This is a genomic window from Vibrio sp. FE10, from assembly GCF_030297155.1.
GTDB lineage: Bacteria > Pseudomonadota > Gammaproteobacteria > Enterobacterales > Vibrionaceae > Vibrio > Vibrio apostichopi.
The window spans coordinates 2,236,902-2,262,504 of record NZ_AP028067.1; the positions used below are offsets into that span (position 1 = coordinate 2,236,902).

The window sequence follows — 25,603 nt, forward strand, 5'->3', positions numbered from 1 at the left end:
TGCTGGCCTCTTTCGTTATGGTTAAATGGTTCGCTTTTAGTTTAATCGTTAGATTCTAATAGCTAACCTCCAATGTAACGTTAACCGTGAGTGATGACATTTTGTTGCACTAACGCATCCAAAATATCCGAAGGCATAGTGCCACTTAAGGTTAGCTGAGGAGCAAGGTCTTCAACCACAATCACCTGTTCCGTAGTACCTAAACCATCAGACTTGATCGTAAGCTCAATATCATCCCCTTCCACTTTCGCGTCTATCTGTTGCAGTAACGCGGTCATGTCTGGAGATGTGTTCTTCAGCTCTGGCAATACTTCGCGCAAGTCGATCTGGTCACCTTCAGATAGGCTGAAATCAGTAATGGTGTCTTCAACGCCATCTTCGATATTAAGCCATACGAACGAATCCATTCCATCACCACCAGTTAGGATATCTGAACCGCCGCCGCCAATCAGTGTGTCGTTACCGTCACCGCCAAACAGCGTATCGTCACCCGCGCCACCTTCCAGTCGATCATTTCCAGAACCCGCAGTTAGGTCAGTCGCATTCGCGCCAGCCAATAGTTGAATATCGTCGGTTTCCGAAGCCAGGTTAATGTCGACCGCGTCAGATACAATATTCAGGTTAAGGTCGATTGAAGCCGAGGTCGCCGTGTCGTTGTTGTCAGTTTCTTCAGAAACCGCCTCAACTTTAAGCGTGTAGCTACCCGGAGTTTGAGAAAGTCCTACCGCCTGCAAGCTATCGATCGCATCTGCCGTTGCCACCCAAACACCACCACCGAGATCGGTCACAGAACCGACATCACTGGTGATTTGAGCGCCAGCAGGCACATCACTAATATGCAACGTTAGCTCCTCAGTAATGTCCGTTAAGGCAGCGATAATTCCAACCAAAGGAATACCACTCGCACTGACTGACTGGCTCGCAGTAATGTTTCTCACATAATTAGACGCAGTATCAATCGACAAGGTTGGCGCATTCGCGACTGGCGTTACCGCGATGTTGTAAACAACAGGCGTTGTCTCTATCGCAATACCAGAAGGGTTACCGCTGTCTTTAGCGACAACTTCTAAGCCAATGCTATTGGTTGGAGACAGACTCGCATCAAGGTAGACACCATTTGGACTGGTTGGCGTATCAATCAGTGCATTTAAGTCACTCAGAGTGCCAACTAAGATAACCGAACCGGTATTGTTGCCATTGACCATCACCGTCGTCACTGCCGGAAGTGAAACGTTCAATGTACCGTAATCCACTGTCAGCGTGACGGTCATGAGATCATCAGAAAATGTATCAACATAATCAGGGTCACTGACATTGATACCACTCAATAGCTGACCAGCATCCTCGTCCACAATCGTAGTGACACTGTCACCATTAACGACAGGTGTATCGTTCACTCCATCGACAATCGCGGTGATCTCCGCTGTATCCGTTAGGAAATCATTAGCGCCGTTGGTTGTACCATCATCTTCAACGGTATAGGTGAACTTAACGTTACCGTTGTATTCATCAGCCGCCGTAAATATCCAGTACGGGCCAGTGATCATAGCGTCATCAGCACCACCCACGTTCTCGAAGCGCTGTAATTGGCCTTGGCCTTCATCGAGCACCAAATTAGTCACGGTAATCGTGTCATTTTCCGGGTCGCTCGTCGCAGCAATTAAGTCGCCCTCTTTGATGATCAACTGACCTTCTTCAAGGATGTTTCCTAAGTCAATGTCCGTTGCCACCGGCTGATCATTCACTTCCGTTACCACAACGCTGATTTCGCCGGTGTCTGTTAAGAAATCATTAGCGCCGTTGGTTGTACCATCATCCTCAACGGTATAAGTGAACTTAACATCACCGCTGTATTCGTTGGCTGCAGTAAATACCCAGTACGGGCCAGTGATCGTAGCATCATCAGCACCGCCCACGTTCTCAAAGCGCTGTAATTGACCCTGACCTTGATCGAGCACCAAACTGTTCACGGTAATCGTGTCGTTTTCCGGATCAGTGGTTGCGGTAATCAGGTCTTCTTCTTTGATGATCAACTGACCTTCTTCAAGCATGGTGCCCAAATCAATGTCCGATGCCACTGGCTGGTCATTGACTTCAGTCACCACAAGGCTAATTTCAGCATTATCAGTTAAGAAATCATCCACACCATTGGTGGTACCGTCATCAATGATGTCGTAATTGAACTTCACATCGCCATTGAAATCATTGGCTGCAATGAATATCCAGAATGGTCCAGTTATCCCAGCGTCATCAGCACCACCAGCATTTTCAAAGCGCGTTAGCTGACCTTGACCTTGGGTAATAGTTACGCCGGTTACCGTGAGGTTATGGTTTTCTAGATCAGAACTCGCTGCAATCAAGTCACTTTCAACAATCACAATTTGACCGTCTTCCGCAATCGAGCCTAAATCGACATCAGTCGCCACCGGAGCGTCATTCACTTCCGTCACCTTAATGGTGAACGTAGTTTGATTGGTTTGAGCGGTATTCGGATCACCCGCGTCAATCAAGCCGTTATTACCACCATCATTGAGCGTTGCATTGATTGTGACTAAACCACTCTGGTTAAGGTAGTTCTGATCTGGGTCTGGTTTGAAAGTCACTGTTCCATTAGTCAATGCGATATTGATATCAGCTTCTTTACCGGTAATCACCAATGAACCGTCAGGTTGCAATACAAACGTCACGTCAGGTGAGCTCGTAAACTCAAACACACCTTGCGCTCCCTGCAGCGTTTGATGCACTTGCAACGTAAGAACATACGGCGCATCTGGGTTATCAAAGTTAGCGTCAACATCGTAGATACTGAAGTTGTCGATAGCAATGCTAATATCTTCCGCCGTTTCAATGTTGGTCACATTCACAAACGTCGGTTGATCATTGATAGGATCAATCACTAAATCAACATCGAAGCTGGTTGGTGTACCTAAGTATTCGGTGTTGTCAGCATCTGTATCCACCGAGCGAACCGTAATTTGTAATGGTCCATTAATGCCAAGCACATTGCCCGTATCGCTGTTGTGTTCACCCGAATTAAATACGATTTTATCGAGCGACTGAGCAGGAACATCAAGTGTCCATAGTTGTGTCCCCGAATCGTAGCTAGCCAATGTCGTGCCGTCTGGATAGAAAATAGAAGCATCTTGAGGCACACCCGCCACTTCAACTCGAAGTGTTTCAGGAGCATTTTCAGTAAACGTTCCGCTTCCTGTTGCCGACAATTCTTTGTCCAAAATAGTCGCATTGATTTCGATATCAATGTTTTGACCTTCGTTGCCTGTCACAGAGTCAGTTGGATTGGTATCGACATCATCACCAACAGGTACCACATGCAGCTTGAAGCTTGGCAAGTTTGCCGCAGCAGTAGGCACACCCAACAAAGATTCTTGAGTGAAGACTTCAACACCAAACTCGGCCGTACCACTGAAATTTTTCGGTGGTAAAATCGACAGCTCACTGAGGTCGAATGACAATCCTGATGCTTGAGGCAGTTGAACACTCCATTCACCACCACCGTTGTTCTTCACAGTGTAAGTTGAGGCAGCATCTGCACTCATTAAGAAGCCATCTGGTACACCCGTAAACTTAATCGAAACGAACTGCTCTGAGCCATCAAGGTCAGTCAATGCGATCGATACTGGCCCCGTACCTGACAAGGAAATAAGTTGGTCTTCGTTTCCTGTAATCTCGATAACATCCGGATCACTGCCCGGTCCTGTGACAAGGACATCATCCACGACAGGAACCACTTCAAAGTTCACACTCGTAGAGAAAGTATCCGTATCGACTGCGCTGCCAGCAGGAGAAGCTGTCTCATTGTAGGTAGCCGTGTCGGTAATTGTCCCGCTGACATTCACTTGAACCTGATTAACGTCATTACCCGTTGGGTAGTTTGGCGCAGGTCGGAACAATACGTTGTCTAGAGCACCCGCGTTGATCTGAGCTTCATCGAAGGTCACCGTTGTGCCAAGAGAAACACCCGCGCTGGTATAAAACGCACCGACACTCGTGTCATCCAAAGTCAGCGTAATAGATGTGAATTTTTCGTCACCACCTTCAACCCCACTTACTTGGTCAGTAATAGTTGAGCTGAAATCAAGCTGGATATAGGTATCTTCGTAGCCAACTGGATCTTGCCCAGCTTGGCCATCAGTATCGACAGGATTAAACAAATCGTCTAATGAGCCTGTGACTGTAACGTCGATGTCAGGGTTGCCTTCAACATCTGGCGCAACTTTGATTACCACATCGGTCACCAAGGTTTTTTCATCACCTGAAAGGAGGTCTTTGGTCACAATGGTTAGTGGTAACTTAAAGTCACCAGAGTAGTCCGCTGGTAGGTTCAGTAACAGCCCAGAAAAGTCCGTTGAAACGCCTTGATCTACTGTTGTTTCGAATACATATTTGCCGTTAACGAAGTCGACTTCACTGCTTCCCGACAAACTGATTGGGAAGGTGCCGCCTGGATTAATAGTAACTGAGTCATCAATAATGATGGTCACTTGGTCTGTTGAAGCATCCTCGCCAGAGAAAGTGATCAAACTATTTAGCGCAGATCCTAAGTCTAGCTGTGTGTCTTCTATAGCATCAACAACGCTGTCTGGTGTCATCGTAATATCTGCAGCTACCTCATTCCCGCCAACAAGCACTTCTGGGAACGATAGATTTACTTCACCTTCCCTTTGAACCGCCGCTGATGACTCAATTTCAACACCATCACCGCGATCAACCACTGTACTAAAGATGGTCATCTTGATGTCATTGAAAACGCCGGGGATATTAGAAACTGGCGGAAATGCTAGACCGTTCGGTGCACCAATGCTAAACAGATCTTCATTGGTTACAACCCAGCGACCATTACCTTCGTATGCAGCACCAATAACAAGTAACTGATTGAGCACATCATCTGATAGCGCCGAGTCGTCCACGTTTGTCAATTGAATAACTAACTGGTCCACTTCTTCGATAGCAGACGAAGCATCAGTTTCTTCGTAACGAATAACAAACTCATCCGTTACCGATGCATTGCCACTGTTGGTTGTAAATTTGAGGACACCGGTCAGAGCATTTGCAACCACTGTTGTTAGATCTGTGAGACCTAAAACCTCATCGACAACAAGTTTGTTATTGGCATCTTCTGGTTCAACCACAGGTCGCACTTGAACATCAATAGAACCGTTAATCGTCGCGGTAACGATGCCTTGACCAGGATTGCCAGCGTCGACGTATTCGTGATCTCGCTCTTCAATCATCACCACGGTATCAAGCGTGAAATCAGTACTTGAATCTTGAGCTGGTGTGATTTGGATGAAGTTATTGTTTAGCGCAATTTGAGTGAACTCTTCTGGCGTCTGGCCACTCTTAGGTGTGATGGTTAAAGTGCCTGCGGCAGCATCGTAAACCCAAGTTACATCTCCATTAACCACAACACTTTCAACATCTGTTGGAATGTCACTGATGACAATAGAAGTGAAATGCTCATCATCGTCAATATAGTCAGTACCCTCTGGGTGCCAATCAATATTGATAGCCGTATCTTCGTCGCCGTTGGTCACGGTATTGTAAGTTGCTGAGGTATCGATCCTAGGCTCTACCAACACTCGAACTTCCTGATCAAAAGAAAGCGTATGACCATCGTTTTCAGTCACGATCACTTTGCCTTGAATATGGATATTCTCCGTCGACGAATCGACAGGTCTGATGCGAATGCCTGAGGTTTTACCTGCCTCAGTAATGTTCGCTTCATAGATAGGTTTGGATAAGTCAGGACTACCGCCCGGTCCAGTCTCGTAACCAACAAAGTTAAGATCAATCACTGTACCGTCGCCGTCTTCCAGAATAACGCCATCAGGAATACCTGAAAGAATTACAGTGATGGCTTCAGAACCATCTCCAGTTAGAGGAGAATCTGTTGGGTCATCAGGTCTTCTTTCTCCAGACAATACTGTGAAGTCCAGCAGAGCAAATCTATCGCCGTTTTGACTCTCTTCAATGGTCGTTTGAACACCACTCGTTGTGCCGTCATCAAACGTTGTCCAATCTGTACCATTCGTTCCACCATAAGGAACATCAGCAACACCTTTAACCTCGACGTTGACCGTCTTAGTACCCAGTATTTCTTCATCGACTTGCGCACCTGAAGAAAGGTTCGCGGTGTCTTTAACCACACCGGTTACATCGAAAGTAAAATCCACATTGCTGTGTTTGGTAGGAACAACTTCCACGTTAGCCAAATCGGAATACGCAATTTCTTGGTAATTGGTACCACTGACTGTAGGAACAACTGTAGTCGTCCCTAGGAAATAGAGCACCGCGCCTTCAGTAACATTGCTGATACGAACAAACAGTTCTTCAGAACCATCGGTATCCACTGACCCAGTCATGGTGATGACTTCGTCTAGCGTGAATGCGTCTTTGTTGTCCAAAGGACCAATGTAATCAGGATCATCGATGTTGTCTTCGTTGATCTTGATACGACTCACACTGAATTTGCCAGGGTCGGCGTCAGCAGTGACATCAATAATGATGTTTTGATCTACAGAACGAGCCGTCGTCTTATCGTTTGCTCCACCGCTGGCTGCATCATCGTATGGATTAAGCGTCTCTTCCGTAATTGCCGTCGCTTTGAACTCAATTTGCCCAGAGAAGTTATCAATAGGGTTAACTACGGTGCTATTGATATCAGCAGATGTGATGATATAAACACCATTAACTGGCGTAAGCACTGTGCCATTTTGGTCAAGCAACTCAAACTTACCATCTCCCTGAACAACTTCGAGCTCATAGGTAATGGTTTCAGTGCGGCTGTTATCTTGTGATTCAGCGTTTAATTGCAGGGTAACGTTGTCTTCATCTTCGTTCACTTGATACTGATACGTGCTACTGGTGTCATCCCAAGTCGCAATATCAGCCACAGCTTCAATCTCTATTCTGAAGTTTGAATTAACGGTGTGATCAGGATTGTTATTGTTGTTGTCAATTTCAAGTTCATAATTGATTCGAACCCCATTTTCACCAGAACCAAAATTCTGGTCTGGAACAAAGAACAAGTTGTCGATTGTCGCGATGATATCTAATGGTTGGTTCGTGCTTGGAGCAAAGCTCTGCTGTATTTGAGGCGGACCAAACAAGATATCGCCGTTTGGTTCTGCCACTAGTTTGTGATATTCCACGCCATCAAAGTAATAGAACGTCCCTCTGTGATTGCCACTTTGGATCGTCAGTTGGCCGATGGACTCGTTGTTATCTTGGTCCTTCAGGTTAACCTGCAACGCGACTTGTGCAGGGGCATTAGGCAAACCACTCTGGTTATCTTGAACGTTCTCTAGAGTCGGTGCATCACCTGTTGCGTAAAGTATGGTTGAATCTCTACCCGCATCCTCGAAGGTCGTCACTTTCAGCGCGATTCTTGTAGAGTCCCTATCAGTAATCGTGATATCTAACGGTGTTTCAGAGGTGTCTAAATCTCCATCTGTGGCAATCACATTAATAGAGAAGTCGATGGTGTCATCACCGTCATGATCTAAATAGCCGTTAGCTCTGAATTCAACCTCACCATTTGAGTTGATGCGTAGACGGCCAAGTTCACGAGTATCAGCACCGCCATTTGTTTGCTCGTAGACTCGAACTTGTTGGCTACCGCTGTTTAAATCGAAGCCGCTACTATATGGCCCATTGTTCCCGCTACGGAAAACAATATCTGCACCATTATTTGAGATGCCCTCAATTCGACTCAGTACCGCGCCATCAGCCCCCACATCCGTCGCATTGGCAAACATATCGACTTTAGAGTTGCCATACCCCTGACCTTCAATACGAGTGATCGACTGAGTTGTCACTAACGGAACATCATCGGTTACCGTAATTTTTAAATCGATTGCGTTTGATTGGTCTTGGTCAAAGTCTTCAGCCACGACTGAGAAATCAAGTTCGATGTTATTTTCATCGGCACCATCAGGGTGTTTAAGCGGTTTAAACAATTCAAATTGATAACTGTTGTTTGAGGTATCGAAAACAATTTCGAATACCGCTTCGTTGCCCGTCACCGTTTGAGCAGTATAGGTAAATGTTGTGCCTACCTGTGAAACAGCTAACCACTCTAAGCTTTCTCCATCGGAGGTTAAGCCCGTCAGAACCAAATCTTCATCAACCAATTCGTACTTAACAACACCATCGGCACCTTCATCGACCGTGAACAGTCCATTGATGATGGTGTCTTCCGTTTGATCCGAACCAATACCTGTAAGATCGTCTTCATCAACAACCGTTTCACCCGTCGGCGCCGTCATCACAGGCACATCATCGAGCACTTCGATCGGTAATACATATTGGTTAGAATCATCACCGTCACCGTCAACGGCAACAACATCAAACGGTATTGTTAATGTATCGAGGTTACTCGGTGTCGTAGCGTGATTGAGAGGGCCAAGCAAGGTAAAGGTGTAAGCACCATCATCAGTCAGCACTAATGTGAAAATTGGCGTTCCACTTGGGTCGGTCGCCCCTTGGTAGGTGGTCGTGTTGGCAGCACCGGTGATCTCAGTGATCTTAATACCTTCATTGCCCGACGATAGCGTTGCTTCCAGCGCTGAGATATTACGTAGTTCGTAAACTTCAACTTGGTCCGCACCTTCTGTGGTAACAAACGAACCCGTCGCTTGTGCCAGAGTACCTAAATCATCTTCATCAACCACAAACGTACTCGCGCCAGTGGTATCAGTAATGGTTGGCACATCATCGGTAATCGTCACCGTTAGCGGCTTCACCGCTGAGTCAGTGTTGTCTTTGTCGACTGCTATAACTGGCAAGGTGAAGATTTGATCATTGTTACCTTGTACTGGCAGGTGATCTAACTCTTCCAACAAGGTGAATGTATACTCTCCTAGAACCACGCTGCTAAACGTGATGGTGAAGATATCCGTTTGGACACCGCCGCTTTCAACGTAACCAATATAATTATCGCTGTTCAGAGGGTCTTCTTTTAGCTGAACCACCAAACCATCCGCTTGCAGATCTCCTGATGTGTTGAATTGAGCCGGATCAATGCGGAAGTAGCTAACATCATCACTTCCTGCTGTGAAAGTAATGGTTTCAGTTTGGCTGACAGGTAAGCCTGGTGAAGAGCCATCAACCAGATTTGCTTCAGCCAACGCGACAGTCGGTACGGTGTCGATTGTTGGTGGCGCGCCATCTGCAATAGTTAGCGTTACAGTCGAAGTGACAATATCGCCATCTTTATCTTCCGATGTCACCGTAATTGTCTTGACGATGTTACCACCCGAATGATCGAGATTACGGTTAGGTTCGAAACGTACATCCCCTTCAAGATTGATAAACAGAGAACCTTCAGTGAAAACAAATTCTTGCTCACCCGTGTCGGTTTGTACCAGAGACTCTTCAGGTTGGCTGCCATAGGTAAACTTAGTGATTGTGGCACCATCTGCGCTTTGCGCAGGCATCACATCAAAGACCGCTGTAGTCGGTGTTCCCGTGGTTGGCTCAGTAATGTTGAGCGCACCTGACTGCATCAGCTGAACATCATCGGTGATGGTGACTGTCAGCGGTTTAGACGCTGAAATATCACCATCGGTATCTTCAGCGTAAACAGAAAGATCAAAGCTGAGATCGTTATTTCCCAAGCCATCAACATGGTCTAAACGTTCAAGCAGAGTAAATGTGTATTGGCTCGGGTTCGTGTCATCAAAATCTAGAGTGAAGATAACTTTCTCAACACCCGAACCATTAGTAGTAAATGCAATGTAGTCGCCAGAATTTACAGGGTCTTCACGCAAACTCAGTGACAAACCGTCCGACTTCAACGCGCCGTTGGTATTGAACAACCCTACTTCCACCACTATTTCAGCAATATCATCACTGCTTGCAAGTGAAGTAATGGTTTGAGTCATACTCACAGGGTTCACACTAGGCGTTGAACCATCCGCAAGTAAGCTTTCTGACAATGCCACACCCGGCACAACGTCGATTGTTGGTCCATCACCATCAATAATGGTGAGCGTAACCGTCGACGAAAAGATATCGTTATCAAAATCTGAAGACGTGAACACGATTGACTTAACAATGTTACCTGCAGAGTGATCAAGGTTTCGATTTGGCTCAAACCTTACGTCACCATCTAATGTCACAAACAATGAACCTTCAGTGAAAACAAACTCTTGTTCGCCACTGATGTTCTGATTCAGAGTAATTGGAGAACCACCGTCATACGTGAACTGCGTAATGTTCGCGCCATCTGCACTTGGTATTGGCATCACATCAACGGTAGTTGTTGTTGGCGCACCAGAATTTGGCTCGGTAATGGTTAAGAAGCCATCTTGCATTTGCTGGATGTCATCTTCTATCGTAACCACCACATCGCGCTTTGTTGACTCAGAATCATCGGTATCAACAGCATAGATAGGTAAGCGGAAAGTAAGGTCGTTGTTGAGCACGCCATCAAGGTGATCAAGCGCCTCAATCAAGGTAAATGTAAACTGAGCTTTGTTTACACTATCAAAGCTAATGGTAAATACATCGGTAACGTTACCCATACCATCATCGGTATAACCAATGTAGTCACCAGCAGAAGCAGGATCTTCTTTTAGTTGAACAACAAGACCACTTGATTTCAACAGATCGCCAGGATTGAATTCGTTGGTCGCAATTCTAAAGTGACTAAAATCATCACTTCCTTCGGTGTAAGTGATTGTGTGAGTCGAACTTACCGGAGAACCAGTTGGCGTCGAGCCATCCGCTAGGTTGACTTCCGATAAGTTAACATCTGGAACCACATTGATAACTGGATCGATACCGTCTTTGATCGTCAAAGTGACATCCGCGGTGTCTGTATCGTTATCAAAATCACTGGTGGTGACGACAATCGTTCTTACAATGTCGCCAGATGAATGGTCTAGATCTCGGCTCGGTTCAAAACGAACTTCCCCTTCAATAGTGATGTACAGCAAGCCATCGGTTACGGTAAAGACTTGTTCTGTAGAGATGCTTGGGTCTAACGTTACAGCTGTGCCACCATCGTAAGTAAACTGTGTCACTTTCGCGCCATCAGCACTCTGCGTTGGCATAACATCGATGATTGGCGTCGTTGGTGGCGTACCCGATGCCAAATCAGCTAATGAAGGCTCAGTGATACTCAATGTACGATCTTGAACGCCTTGTACGTCATCGGTGATCGCAACCGTCATTGGCGACATTGCAGAATCATCACCATCCGCATCAACCGCTAAAACAGGGACATCGAAGCTTAGTATATTGTTTTGTAATCCATCTACATGATCTAACGCTTCAAGCAGTGTGAACGTGTATTGCCCTAAATTGCTCGTCGAGAAGCTGATCGTGAAGACGTTGGTTTCTACGTTAGAACCGTCTTTAACGAAGCCAATGAAATTACCAGAATTAGCTGGTTGCTCTTTTATCTCGACATCTAAACCGTTCGATTTCAAAGCCCCTGAAGTATTGAACTGCATAGGGTCAATTCTGAAATGGCTTACGTCGTCACTACCGACAGTATAGGTAATGGTTTGCGTCATCGTTACTGGGTTGCCCGTTGGCACAGAGCCATCAGCCAGATCCACTTCAGATAACATAATTCCAGGAACAAGGTCGATGGTAGGAAGGTCACCATCAACAATCTTCAGTGTCACTGTCGATGTAACAATATCGCCATCGAGATCAACAGTCGTCACCTCAATAGATTTGGTAATATCACCGCCTGCATGGTTTTGATTGCGCACTGGTTCGAAACGTATCTCACCTTCCGTCGTAATGAATACCGAGCCTTCCGTGAAGACGAACTCTTGTTCACCATTCACATTTAAATCAAGGCTTTCTGCAGTATTACCATCGAAAACAAATGAAGTAACTTTGGCTCCATCAGCACTTTGATTTGGCATCACATCAAAGGTATTTGATGTTTCGACACTTGCTGTCGGTTCACGACTGGTGATTGTGCCGTCTTGCATCAACTGCACATCGTCACCAATGGTTACGCCAAGCTGAGAAACTAACGAGTCATCGCCATCACTATCAACCGCATACACCGGTAGATTAAAGCTTAAATCGTTGTTGCCACGCGCATCTTGATGATCCAGAGCTTCGATTAACGTAAATGTGTATTCGCCTAAGGTTCCAGAGTTGAAGTCCAGTGTAAATACTGTCGTCTCTACATTAGACGAACTGGTAGTAAAACCGACGTACTGACCAGAGCCTTGAGGGTCTTCACGTAGTTCGACCGCTAAGCCATTCGACTTAAGTGCATCGTTAGTATTGAACTCGGTTGGTTCCAAACGGAAGCGAACCACATCATCACTTTGGTTGGTGAAAGTAATCGTCTGTGTTGAGCTGACCGCGCCAGCATTTGGTGCAGAACCATCAGCTAGGTTTGTTTCTGAGAGCGTAACGCTTGGTACCGCATCGATAGTTGGAATATCACCATCGGTAATGGTCAGCGTAACGGTTGAAGTCACTGGATCGTTATCAAAATCACTTGAAGTAACGACAATCGACTTCACGATGTCTTCGCTGGCAGAGTGGTCAAGGTCACGATTAGGTTCAAAGCGCACTTGACCTTGAAGAGTAATAAACAACTCACCTTCTGTGAAACTGAATTGCTGCTCACCTACGATGCTTTGATCGAGTGTTTTGACAATACCGCCAAATGAGAATTCAGTGATCGTCGCACCATCGGCACTCTGATTTGGCATTACATCAATGGTGTTGGTTGTGATGGTTCCGTCTGCAAGGTTTGGTTCAGTGATATCTAACGTACCGTCTTGCATGATTTGAACATCATCGCCAATGGTTACGTTAAGTTGTGATACCAGAGAATCATCGCCATCGCTATCAACTGCGTAAACAGGCAGATCAAAACTCAAATCGTTCTTATCTAGGCCATCTACATGGTCTAACTCTTCAAGTAAGGTAAAGGTGTACTCACCTAGCGTGGTTGCCGAGAAACTAATGGTAAACACTGGAACTTCAGTGCTCGAACCGTTGGTAATAAAACCGATGTAAGTACCTGGATTCGCAGGGTCTTCTTTTATCTCAACCGCAAATCCATTCGATTTAAGTGCACCACCCACGTTGAACTCGGTTGGTTCAATACGGAAACTGGTTACATCATCGCTTTGATTGGTGAAGGTAATCGTCTCTGTTTGACTTACAGCACTGCCGCTTGGAGTTGAACCATCTGCAAGGTTGGTTTCAGACAAGGTAACGCTTGGCACTGCATCAATGGTTGGAATATCACCGTCAGTAATGGTCAGAGTGACCGTTGACGTCACCACATCGTTATCTAAATCGCTTGAAGTCACCACTATCGACTTCACGATGTCTTCGCTCAGCTTGTGGTCAAGATTGCGGTTTGGTTCGAAGCGAACTTCACCTTGCAAGGTGATGAACAGTGAACCTTCAGCAAAGACAAACTTCTGTTCACCCGTATCGTTTTGATCGAGCGTTATTACTGCTCCGTTATCGTAGATAAACTGAGTAATTGTCGCGCCATCGGCACTTTGATTAGGCATCACATCAACAGTAGCTGTCGTCGGAGTACCTGCAGCCAAATCAGCAACCGTTGGCTCAATAATGTTAAGCGCTTGGTTTTGCATGACCTGTACATCATCACCGATGGTCACATTAAGTTGAGACACCAGTGAATCATCACCATCGCTATCAACGGCATAAACAGGAAGGTCAAAGGTCAGATCATTCTTCGCTAAGCCATCTACATGATCCAACGCTTCAAGCAAGGTGAAGGTGTATTGACCTAAATTGGTATCCGAGAAGCTAATCGTAAACACGTTAGTTTCAACATTCGGAGCCGTTGTCACAAAACCGATGTAGCCACCCGGAGTGGTTGGGTCGGCTTTCAACTCAACCGCCAATCCGTTTGATGTGAGAGCACCACCAATATTGAACTCCGTCGGTTCAATACGGAAACTTGTCACATCATCACTTTGGTTAGTAAAGGTAATGGTTTGAGTTGAACTTACCGCACTTGCATTCGGAGCAGATCCGTCACTCAGATTCGTTTCTGACAGCGTAACACTTGGCACAGTGTCAATCGTTGGGATATCGCCATCGGTAATGGTTAGCGTTACCGTTGAAGACACAAGATCGCTATCAGAATCACTCGATGTTACGACTATCGACTTAACGATATCGCCACCAGTATGATCGAGGTTACGACTTGGTTCGAAGCGAATATCGCCTTGTAGAGTGATATACAAAGACCCGTCAGCAACCACAAACTTTTGCTCACCCGTGTCATTTTGGTCAAGCGTCAATACCGCCCCACCATCGTAAGTGAACTGAGTAATGGTCGTGCCATCAGCACCTTCTTCATCAAGCACATTAACGATAGGCGTAGTCGGCGTACCTGCTGCCAAATCTGCAACCGTTGGCTCTTCAATAGTGAGAGAGTCATTAACCATCACTTGAATATCATCAGTAATAGTTACAGCCAGTGGCGACATCACAGAGTCATCACCATCGCTATCAACCGCGTAAACTGGCAAGTTAAATGTTAGGTCGTTGTTGCCTTGAATTGGTGTGTGGTCAATCGCTTCCAGAAGCGTGAAGGTGTACTCACCCAAAGTGGTACTGCTGAAATCGAGTGTAAACACTGTGGTTTCGACATTCGAAATATCAGTCGTGAAACCAATGTAATTGCCTGAACCTGTTGGTTCTTCTCGAATCTCAATGATTAAGCCATCGGACTTGAGCGCGTTGTTGGTATTAAATTCACTTGGCTCTAAACGGAATTTCTCAACATCGTCACTTTGATTAGTGAAAGTGATGGTTTCCGTTTGGCTAACCGCACTACCAGTTGGCGTGGAACCATCAGCAAGATTAGCTTCTTCAAGTGATACGCTCGGCACCGCATCAATAGTCGGATTGTCACCATCAGTAATGGTCAGCGTAATGGTTGAAGTCACCGGATCGTTATCGAAGTCGCTTGAAGTCACGACAATCGACTTCACGATATCTTCACTAACTGAGTGGTCTAGGTCGCGGTTCGGCTCAAAGCGAACTTCACCTTCAAGAGTGATAAACAGCTCGCCTTCTGTGAAGCTAAACTGCTGTTCTCCGGTATCATTCTGATCAAGTGTTCGTAACTGACCATCATAAGTAAACTGAGTGATCGTCGCGCCATCGGCACTTTGGTTTGGCATCACATCAATGGTATTGGTTGTGATTGTTCCATCAGCCAGATTTGGCTCGGTGATATCTAACGTACCGTCCTGCATGATCTGAACATCATCACCGATGGTCACATTCAGCTGAGACACCAGTGAATCGTCACCGTCCGTATCAACAGCATAAACAGGCAGATCGAAGCTCAAATCGTTCTTATCTAAACCATCCACATGGTCTAACGCTTCAAGTAGAGTAAAGGTGTATTCACCCAATGTGCTCGTAGAGAAGGCAATCGTGAAAACTGGAACTTCTGTGTTCGAACCGTTGGTAACAAAACCGATGTAAGTACCTGGGTTAGCAGAATCTTCTTTTATCTCAACCGCAAACCCATTCGATTTTAATGCACCACCCACATTGAACTCGGTTGGCTCAATCCGGAAGTTTGCTACATCATCACTTTGATTCGTGAAGGTAATCGTCTCAGTTTGACTGACTGCACTGCCGCTAGGCGCAGAGCCGTCACTTAAGTTAGTTTCCGAAAGCGTAACGCTTGGCACTGCATCAATGGTTGGGATATCACCATCGGTAATGGTCAGCATCACTGTGGAAGTCAGTACGTCATTATCTGAATCGCTCGAGGTCACCACTATTGACTTGACGATGTCTTCGCTAAGCGTGTGGTCTAAATTACGGTTTGGCTCGAATCGCACGTCACCCTCAAGAGTGATGAATAACTCACCCTCGGTGAAGCTAAACTGCTGCTCACCACTGTCAGTTTGATCCAGAGTGCGAACTTGCCCGTCATAAGTAAACTGAGTGATTGTCGCACCATCGGCACTCTGATTTGGCATCACATCGATGGTATTGGTTGTGATTGTACCGTCTGCAAGGTTCGGCTCAGTGATATCTAAGGTACCATCCTGCATGATTTGAACATCATCACCGATGGTTACATTGAGTTGAGACACTAATGAATCATCGCCATCGCTATCAACTGCGTAAACAGGGAGATCAAAGCTCAGATCATTATTTGCCAAGCCATCTACATGGTCTAACGCTTCAAGTAAGGTGAAGGTGTACTGGCCTAAGTTAGTACCTGAGAAGCTAATCGTGAACACGTTGGTTTCAACGTTTGAACCATCCGTAACAAAGCCGATGTAGCCGCCTGGTGTGGTTGGATCGGCTTTCAGTTCGACGGCCAAACCGTTGGATGTGAGAGCGCCACCAACATTAAACTCAGTCGGTTCAATACGGAAACTTGTTACATCATCACTTTGGTTAGTAAAGGTAATGGTTTGAGTTGAACTCACCGCGCTGCCACTTGGTGAAGAGCCGTCACTCAGATTGATTTCCGACAAGTTCACAGTTGGCACATTATCAATGGTTGGGATATCACCATCGGTAATGGTCAACGTGACGGTTGAGGTCAATACATCGTTATCCGAGTCACTAGACGTCACCACGATCGATTTCACGATGTCTTCGTTCAGCGTGTGGTCTAGATTGCGATTAGGCTCAAAGCGCACTTCACCTTCAAGAGTGATGAACAGTTCACCTTCCGTGAAGCTAAACTGCTGCTCGCCGTTATCATTTGGGTCAAGCGTTCGAAGTTGGCCATCATAAGTGAATTGCGTGATCGTCGCGCCATCGGCACTTTGATTTGGCATCACATCAACAGTACCAGTTGTCACTGTGCCATCTGCAAGATTTGGTTCAACGATATCTAATGTGCCATCTTGCATGATTTGAACATCATCACCGATAGTGACACTTAACGAGGACATCAGTGAATCATCACCATCACTGTCTACCGCATAAACAGGCAGATCAAAGCTGAGGTCGTTGTTGCCACGGGCATCTTGATGCTCCAAAGCCTCAAGCAGAGTAAAAGTATATTCACCTAATGAGGTGCTAGAGAAGCTAAGCGTAAATACCGTGGTTTCGACATTCGTCGCACTGGTCGTAAAACCAATGTAGTCACCCGACCCTGCCGGATCTTCACGTAACTCAACGGCTAAACCGTTCGATTTAAGATCATCGTTAGTGTTGAACTCCGTTGGCTCAATACGGAATTTCTCAACATCATCACTTTGATTGGTGAACGTGATAGTTTGAGTCGAGCTTACCGCGCTGCCACTTGGAGCAGAGCCATCACTCAGATTCGTCTCAGAAAGAGTAACGCTCGGAATAACGTCAATCGTTGGGTTATCACCATCGGTAATGGTCAGCGTTACGGTTGAAGTCAGAGAATCGTTATCGAAGTCACTTGAAGTCACGACTATCGATTTCACGATGTCTTCGCTCACCGAGTGGTCTAAGTTGCGATTAGGTTCAAAGCGTACTTCACCTTCAAGGGTGATATACAGTTCGCCTTCTGTGAAGCTGAACTGCTGTTCTCCTGAGATACTTTGATCCAGTGTATTTACGACACCGTCATAAGTGAACTGAGTGATCGTCGCGCCATCGGCACTCTGATTTGGCATCACATCAATGGTATTGGTTGTTATTGTTCCATCAGCCAAATTTGGCTCAACGATATCTAACGTACCATCTTGCATGATTTGAACATCATCACCGATGGTTACATTCAGTTGAGATACCAATGAATCGTCACCGTCCGTATCAACCGCATAAACAGGCAGATCGAAGCTCAAATCGTTCTTATCTAAACCGTCCACATGGTCTAACGCTTCAAGTAAGGTAAAGGTGTATTCGCCCAACGTACTTGTAGAGAAGGCAATCGTGAAAACTGGAACTTCTGTGTTCGAACCGTTGGTAATAAAACCGATGTAAGTACCTGGGTTAGCAGAATCTTCTTTTATCTCGACCGCAAATCCACTCGATTTCAGTGCACCGCCCACATTAAACTCGGTTGGCTCAATACGGAAACTCGCCACATCATCACTTTGATTGGTGAAAGTAATCGTCTCAGTTTGACTGACTGCACTGCCGCTTGACGCAGAGCCGTCACTAAGATTGATTTCAGACAGAGTAACGCTTGGCACGGCATCAATAGTTGGAATATCGCCATCAGTAATGGTCAGAGTGACTGTGGATGTCAGTACGTCATTATCTGAATCGCTTGAGGTCACCACAATCGACTTCACGATGTCTTCGCTAACAGTGTGGTCCAAATTACGATTTGGCTCGAATCGCACGTCACCTTCGAGAGTGATGAACAACTCACCTTCAGTGAAGCTAAATTGCTGCTCACCATTGTCAGTTTGATCCAGAGTTCGAACTTGTCCGTCATAAGTGAACTGGGTAATCGTCGCACCGTCAGCACTTTGCTCGGGCATCACATCGATGGTATTGGTTGTGATTGTGCCGTCTGCAAGATTTGGCTCAGTGATATCTAACGTACCATCCTGCATGATTTGAACATCATCACCGATGGTTACATTGAGTTGAGACACCAGTGAATCATCGCCATCGCTATCAACAGCGTAAACCGGTAAGTCGAAACTCAAATCGTTATTTGCAAGACCATCAACATGGTCTAACGCTTCCAGTAAGGTGAAAGTGTATTGACCTAAATTGGTACTTGAGAAACTAATCGTGAATACGTTGGTTTCAACATTCGAGCCATCAGTAACAAAGCCGATGTAGCCGCCCGGAGTGGTTGGATCGGCCTTCAGCTCAACCGCCAATCCATTTGATGTGAGAGCACCGCCAACATTGAACTCAGTCGGTTCAATACGGAAGCTGGTTACATCATCACTTTGAGTGGTGTAAGTGATGGTTTGAGTTGAGCTAACCGCGCTGCCACTTGGTGAGGAGCCGTCACTCAGACTTGTTTCTGACAAGCTCACTGTTGGCACATTATCAATGGTCGGGATATCACCATCGGTAATGGTCAACGTGACTGTTGAGGTCAAAACATCGTTATCGGAATCGCTAGATGTCACCACGATTGATTTCACGATGTCTTCGCTGAGTGTGTGGTCTAAATTACGATTCGGCTCAAAGCGCACTTCACCTTGAAGCGTGATGAACAGTTCACCTTCTGTGAAGCTAAACTGCTGCTCGCCGTTATCATTTTGGTCAAGCGTTCGAAGCTGGCCCTCATAAGTGAATTGAGTGATCGTCGCGCCATCGGCACTTTGATTTGGCATCACATCAATGGTGTTAGTTGTCACTGTGCCAGCAGCCAAATCAGCGACGGTTGGCTCGTCGATATCTAACGTACCGTCTTGCATGATTTGAACATCATCGCCGATGGTCACACTTAACGGTGACATTATTGAATCATCACCATCACTGTCTACCGCATAAACAGGCAGATCAAAGCTGAGATCGTTATTGCCACGGGCATCTTGATGATCCAAAGCCTCAAGCAGAGTAAAAGTATATTCACCTAATGTAGTGCTAGAGAAGCTAAGCGTAAATACCGTGGTTTCGACATTCGTCGCACTGGTCGTAAAACCAATGTAGTCACCCGACCCTGCCGGATCTTCACGTAACTCAACGGCTAAACCGTTCGATTTAAGAGCATCGTTAGCATTGAACTCCGTTGGCTCAATACGGAATTTCTCAACATCATCACTTTGATTGGTAAACGTGATGGTTTGAGTCGAGCTGACCGCGCTGCCACTTGGTGCAGAGCCATCGCTCAGATTAGTTTCAGAAAGGGTAACACTTGGAATAACGTCAATCGTAGGGTTATCACCATCCGTAATCGTCAGCGTTACGGTTGAAGTCAGAGAATCGTTATCGAAGTCACTTGAAGTCACGACTATCGATTTCACGATGTCTTCGCTAGCGGAATGGTCTAAGTTGCGATTCGGCTCAAAGCGCACTTCACCTTCAAGAGTGATGAACAATTCGCCTTCTGTGAAGCTGAATTGCTGCTCGCCAGAGTCATTCTGATCAAGTGTTCGTAGTTGACCATCATAAGTAAACTGAGTGATCGCCGCACCATCAGCACTCTGATTTGGCATCACATCAATGGTGTTGGTTGTGATTGTACCGTCAGCCAAATTCGGCTCAACGATATCTAACGTACCATCTTGCATGATTTGAACATCATCACCGATGGTTACATTCAGTTGAGATACCAATGAATCGTCGCCGTCCGTATCAACCGCATAAACAGGCAGCTCAAAGCTCAGGTCATTGTTGTCTAAGCCGTCCACATGGTCTAACGCTTCAAGTAAGGTAAAGGTGTATTCGCCCAGTGTGGTCGTAGAGAAACTAATGGTGAACACTGGAACTTCAGCGTTCGAGCCATCAGTAATAAAGCCGATATAAGTCCCCGGATTAGCAGAGTCTTCTTTTATCTCGACCACAAAACCATTTGATTTTAGCGCACCGCCGACATTGAACTCTGTTGGTTCAATACGGAAACTTGCTACATCATCACTTTGATTGGTGAAAGTAATCGTCTCAGTTTGACTGACTGCACTGCCGCTAGGCGCAGAGCCGTCACTTAAGTTAGTTTCCGAAAGCGTAACGCTTGGCACCGAATCAATCGTCGGGATATCACCATCGGTAATGGTCAGTGTCACTGTGGAGGTCAGTACGTCATTGTCTGAATCGCTTGAGGTCACCACAATCGACCTAACGATATCTTCGCTAGCCGTGTGGTCTAGGTTGCGATTGGGTTCGAATCGCACGTCACCTTCAAGAGTGATGAATAGCTCACCTTCTGTGAAGCTAAACTGCTGCTCACCATTGTCCGTTTGATCCAGTGTTCTAACTTGACCGTCATACGTAAACTGAGTGATCGTCGCACCATCGGCACTTTGTTCTGGCATCACATCAATGGTGTTGGTTGTGATTGTACCGTCTGCAAGATTTGGCTCAGTGATATCTAACGTACCGTCTTGCATGATTTGAACATCATCACCGATGTTCACATTTAACTGAGACACCAGTGAATCATCGCCATCACTATCAACGGCGTAAACAGGCAGATCAAAGCTCAGATCATTCTTAGCTAAGCCATCAACATGGTCTAACGCTTCAAGTAAGGTGAAGGTGTATTGGCCTAAATTGGTATCCGAGAAACTAATCGTGAATACGTTGGTTTCAACGTTTGAACCATCCGTAACAAAGCCGATGTAACCACCCGGCGTGGTTGGATCAGCTTTCAGTTCGACGGCTAATCCATTTGATGTGAGAGCGCCACCAACATTAAATTCGGTTGGTTCAATACGGAAGCTTGTCACATCATCACTTTGAGTAGTGTAAGTAATGGTTTGAGTTGAGCTAACCGCGCTGCCGCTTGGTGCAGATCCATCACTCAGATTGGTTTCTGACAAGCTCACAGTTGGAACATTATCAATGGTTGGGATATCACCATCGGTAATGGTCAGCGTGACGGTTGAGGTCAATACATCGTTATCGGAATCGCTAGATGTCACCACGATTGATTTGACGATGTCTTCGTTCAGCGTGTGGTCTAGATTGCGATTGGGCTCAAAGCGCACTTCACCTTGAAGCGTGATGAACAGTTCACCTTCTGTGAAGCTAAACTGCTGCTCGCCATTATCATTTTGGTCAAGCGTTCGAAGCTGACCATCATAAGTGAATTGCGTGATCGTCGCGCCATCGGCACTTTGATTTGGCATCACATCAACAGTACCAGTTGTCACTGTGCCATCTGCAAGATTTGGTTCAACGATATCTAATGTGCCATCTTGCATGATTTGAACATCATCACCGATAGTGACACTTAACGGTGACATTATTGAATCATCACCATCACTGTCTACCGCATAAACAGGCAGATCAAAGCTGAGGTCGTTGTTGCCACGGGCATCTTGATGATCCAAAGCCTCAAGCAGAGTAAAAGTGTATTCACCTAATGTGGTGCTAGAGAAGCTAAGCGTAAATACCGTGGTTTCGACATTCGTCGCACTGGTCGTAAAACCAATGTAGTCACCCGACCCTGCCGGATCTTCACGTAACTCAACGGCTAAACCGTTCGATTTAAGATCATCGTTAGTGTTGAACTTCGTTGGCTCAATACGGAATTTCTCAACATCATCACTTTGATTGGTGAACGTGATAGTTTGAGTCGAGCTTACCGCGCTGCCATTCGGAGCTGAGCCATCACTCAGATTCGTTTCAGAAAGCGTAACGCTTGGAATAACGTCAATCGTCGGATTATCACCATCGGTAATGGTCAGCGTTACGGTAGAAGTCAGAGAATCATTATCAAAATCACTTGAAGTCACGACAATCGACTTCACGATATCTTCGCTCACCGAGTGGTCTAGGTCGCGGTTCGGCTCAAAGCGCACTTCACCTTCAAGGGTGATAAACAGTTCGCCTTCCGTGAAGCTGAATTGCTGCTCCCCAGTGTCATTTTGGTCAAGCGCTCGTAGCTGACCATCATAAGTAAACTGAGTGATTGTCGCGCCATCGGCACTCTGATTTGGCATTACATCAATGGTGTTGGTTGTGATCGTACCGTCTGCAAGGTTCGGTTCAACAATATCTAACGTACCGTCTTGCATGATTTGGACATCATCACCAATGGTCACGTTTAGCTGAGACACCAGTGAATCGTCACCGTCCGTATCAACAGCATAAACAGGCAGATCGAAGCTCAAATCGTTCTTATCTAAACCATCTACATGGTCTAACGCTTCAAGCAAGGTAAAGGTGTATTCGCCCAACGTACTTGTAGAGAAGGCAATCGTGAAAACTGGAACTTCTGTGTTCGAACCGTTGGTAACAAAACCGATGTAAGTACCTGGGTTAGCAGAATCTTCTTTTATCTCAACCGCAAACCCATTCGATTTTAATGCACCACCCACATTGAACTCGGTTGGCTCAATCCGGAAGTTTGCTACATCATCACTGCCTGCAGTAAAGGTAATCGTTTCAGTTGCGCTAACTGCACTTCCACTTGGTGCAGAACCATCGACAAGATCTGCTTCAGATAAAGTGACAGGTGGAATCAGATCTATAGTTGGGTTCTGACCATCGGTAATACTCAGCTCAAGTGTTGAGGTATCAGTATCTCCATCGCCATCTTCAGCTAAAAATGAGAACTGTTTGACGATAGTTTCACTGCTTGAGTGGTCGATATCACGATCGACTTCAAAACTGAAGTCGCCGTTTAATGAGATAGTGACGACACCTTCAGTAAAACTGAAAGTCTGGGTAGCATCGGGGAGCAGGCTTTGATCGAGTGAGTAATCAACACCGTCGTAGTTAAACGATTGAATTGTAGAACCATCTGCGCCTTCAAAATTGAACAGGTTATACGAAACAATAGTATCGCCCGCTAAGGTCGGCTCGGTGACTGATTCAACCTTATCAACTAACTCAACGACATCGTCTTTAACATTAACGAGGATCTCAGCAGCTTCTGGTGTGTTCGAACCTCCAGACAGTGCAGAACGGTCGCCATCTGCATCAACAGCATAAATTGGCAATGCAAAGGTTAGCAGCGCATCTTCAGCGCCTTGATGTGAAAGGTCTTCATACAGATTAAATTCGTAGCTCCCTAATGAAGGGCTATCAATTTTAACGTCAAAGACCGTAATTCTCGAACCATTGACCTCAACATAACCTTCGTAAGTTCTTACACCGTTGGTTTCATCAATCAACTCAAGTAGCACAGCCTCGCCATTTGAAACCAAGCTGCCACCAGTATTAAATTCTGCAGGTTCAAGTTCATAATGGTCAATGATGTCACTTTCAAAAATGTCCGCGGTGATACTGCCAGTGCCAGACACTGGCGCCGTGCCCTCTTGTGAGCCGCCAACAATGCCCGCTTCATCAACATCAATACTGTCAACATTAGTAATAACAGGGCTATCGCCATCAGTAATAGCTATGTTGATAGTGTTAGTTACAACATCTTGGTCAAAATCGGTAATCGTGATCGGCAAAGCAAACGTCAGTGAATCGGTGCCCACTTGTTCTATCGGATTAGACTGCTCGAATTTATAGGTGCCGTCGGTATCAAGCGAGATAGTGAGAACAACCTCACCTCGACCTTGGATGGCCAGAGTAATCGTTGTTCCATCATCAGAAAGTCTGGCAAGCGTGTTTTGATTATCGCTGAGCAACCCATCAAACTGGTCCAGTGCACTTGCATCAAATACGGCTGATTGAAGATTATCACTACCAATATTCGAGAACGTTCCTTCAATTGCCGCACTGCTAGTTTCAACGTTAGTGATATTGACACTTTCAGCAGACGGATCTACCCCGTCAAACACTGAAACTTGTGCGTTAACGAGTGTTGCTAGCGGATTCCCAGCGGTATCTTCGCCTTGAATATCAAAGGTAATATCGACTTGATCGCCAGTGTAGGAAACCTGACCACCACCAACAGACGGTACATGGTCAATTGGTTGAGAAATCGTTGTGGTTAGAGAAAGCTCAATGTTATTACCAACACTGACGGCATCAATGTCGATACGTAATACTTCGTCGGTACCTTGAACACCAATGATAGAATTAGTCGCCGCGTCATACGTGAAGGTGACGGGCTGGCCACTTGAAGTAATGTCGCTGTTTAATTCACTAAGCAGTGAAGCGAGGGATAGCGTTTCTGGTACGAAAGAGTCAGGAGCGAGAGCTAAACTACCAGCAATAATCGTTTCTGTGGTTGTTATAGATTGGGGATAAGTATTGCCAGATATGGAGCCTTCAGTCAGTGTTTCACTGATTGATTGACCACCGGATGAGCGGGTGATCGACCTGAATTCTTCTCTGTCTTCATCAACGGTTTGTTCTGCTAGACCAGCGGTCTCAAAGAATGTCGATGGATGAGTTTCTGTGTAGTTATAATCAATCGTCACAAAGCCGGCATTTGCAGAACCTAGTCCACCACCAGCAGCCGTTGCTTCTAAGATTTGAGTCGGATCGGCACCACCTAAAATGGCTTCTTGAATTGCAGCAAGGTCGTCTTCAGTGAAGGTTTCTGCGTCTGCTTGCTGTAAGTCAAAATTAACCTCACCAGCTATTGGGGCATCTACCCATGCAGCGTTTTCATCAACACAACCGACGCAATTCTCTGCAACCGGAATCGAATCATTCTGAACGCCTAATACAAGCTCTGACTTGTTGGCCGTAATCACGATCTCATTTTCACGGATGGTATCGCCAACTGAAACTTTTCTTGCGCTGCCGTCTGGCTTAACTACGACGACATCTCCACTAGTTGCTTCAACTACCGCAACCTGGCGCGAAACTTCGATATCCATATATCCCCCGTTGTCACAAAGCACTATTCTCTAGAGCTGTGAAAATTATTTGTAATAGCAATTGCAGGTTTTAATTGAACGCATACTTAGCTCTCATCAATGGCAATCCATTGTTATGCCCAATCGGCTTGAAAAGAGAGAAGTATTTCACCTGTTTTTTTATAGTTTACTTACCCTTAAGCCTAGTCTTCCCCATAAAAAATGCCATGTCTGTGCGACGAGACGTCTTTTCACAAATCTTGGTATTCTGGCTGAGGTTTGAAAACCTAAGTTAAAAGTTA

Annotated in this window: 1 protein-coding gene; it reads right to left on the bottom strand. The window is 45.8% G+C overall.

Annotation, left to right across the window (positions count from 1 at the left end):
* Positions 1–80: 80 nt before the first annotated feature.
* On the bottom strand, positions 81–25,322 hold the full coding sequence (locus QUF19_RS10065; RefSeq protein WP_286292452.1) for a retention module-containing protein: 25,242 nt from the start codon (positions 25,320–25,322) through the stop codon (positions 81–83).
* Positions 25,323–25,603 lie beyond the last annotated feature (281 nt).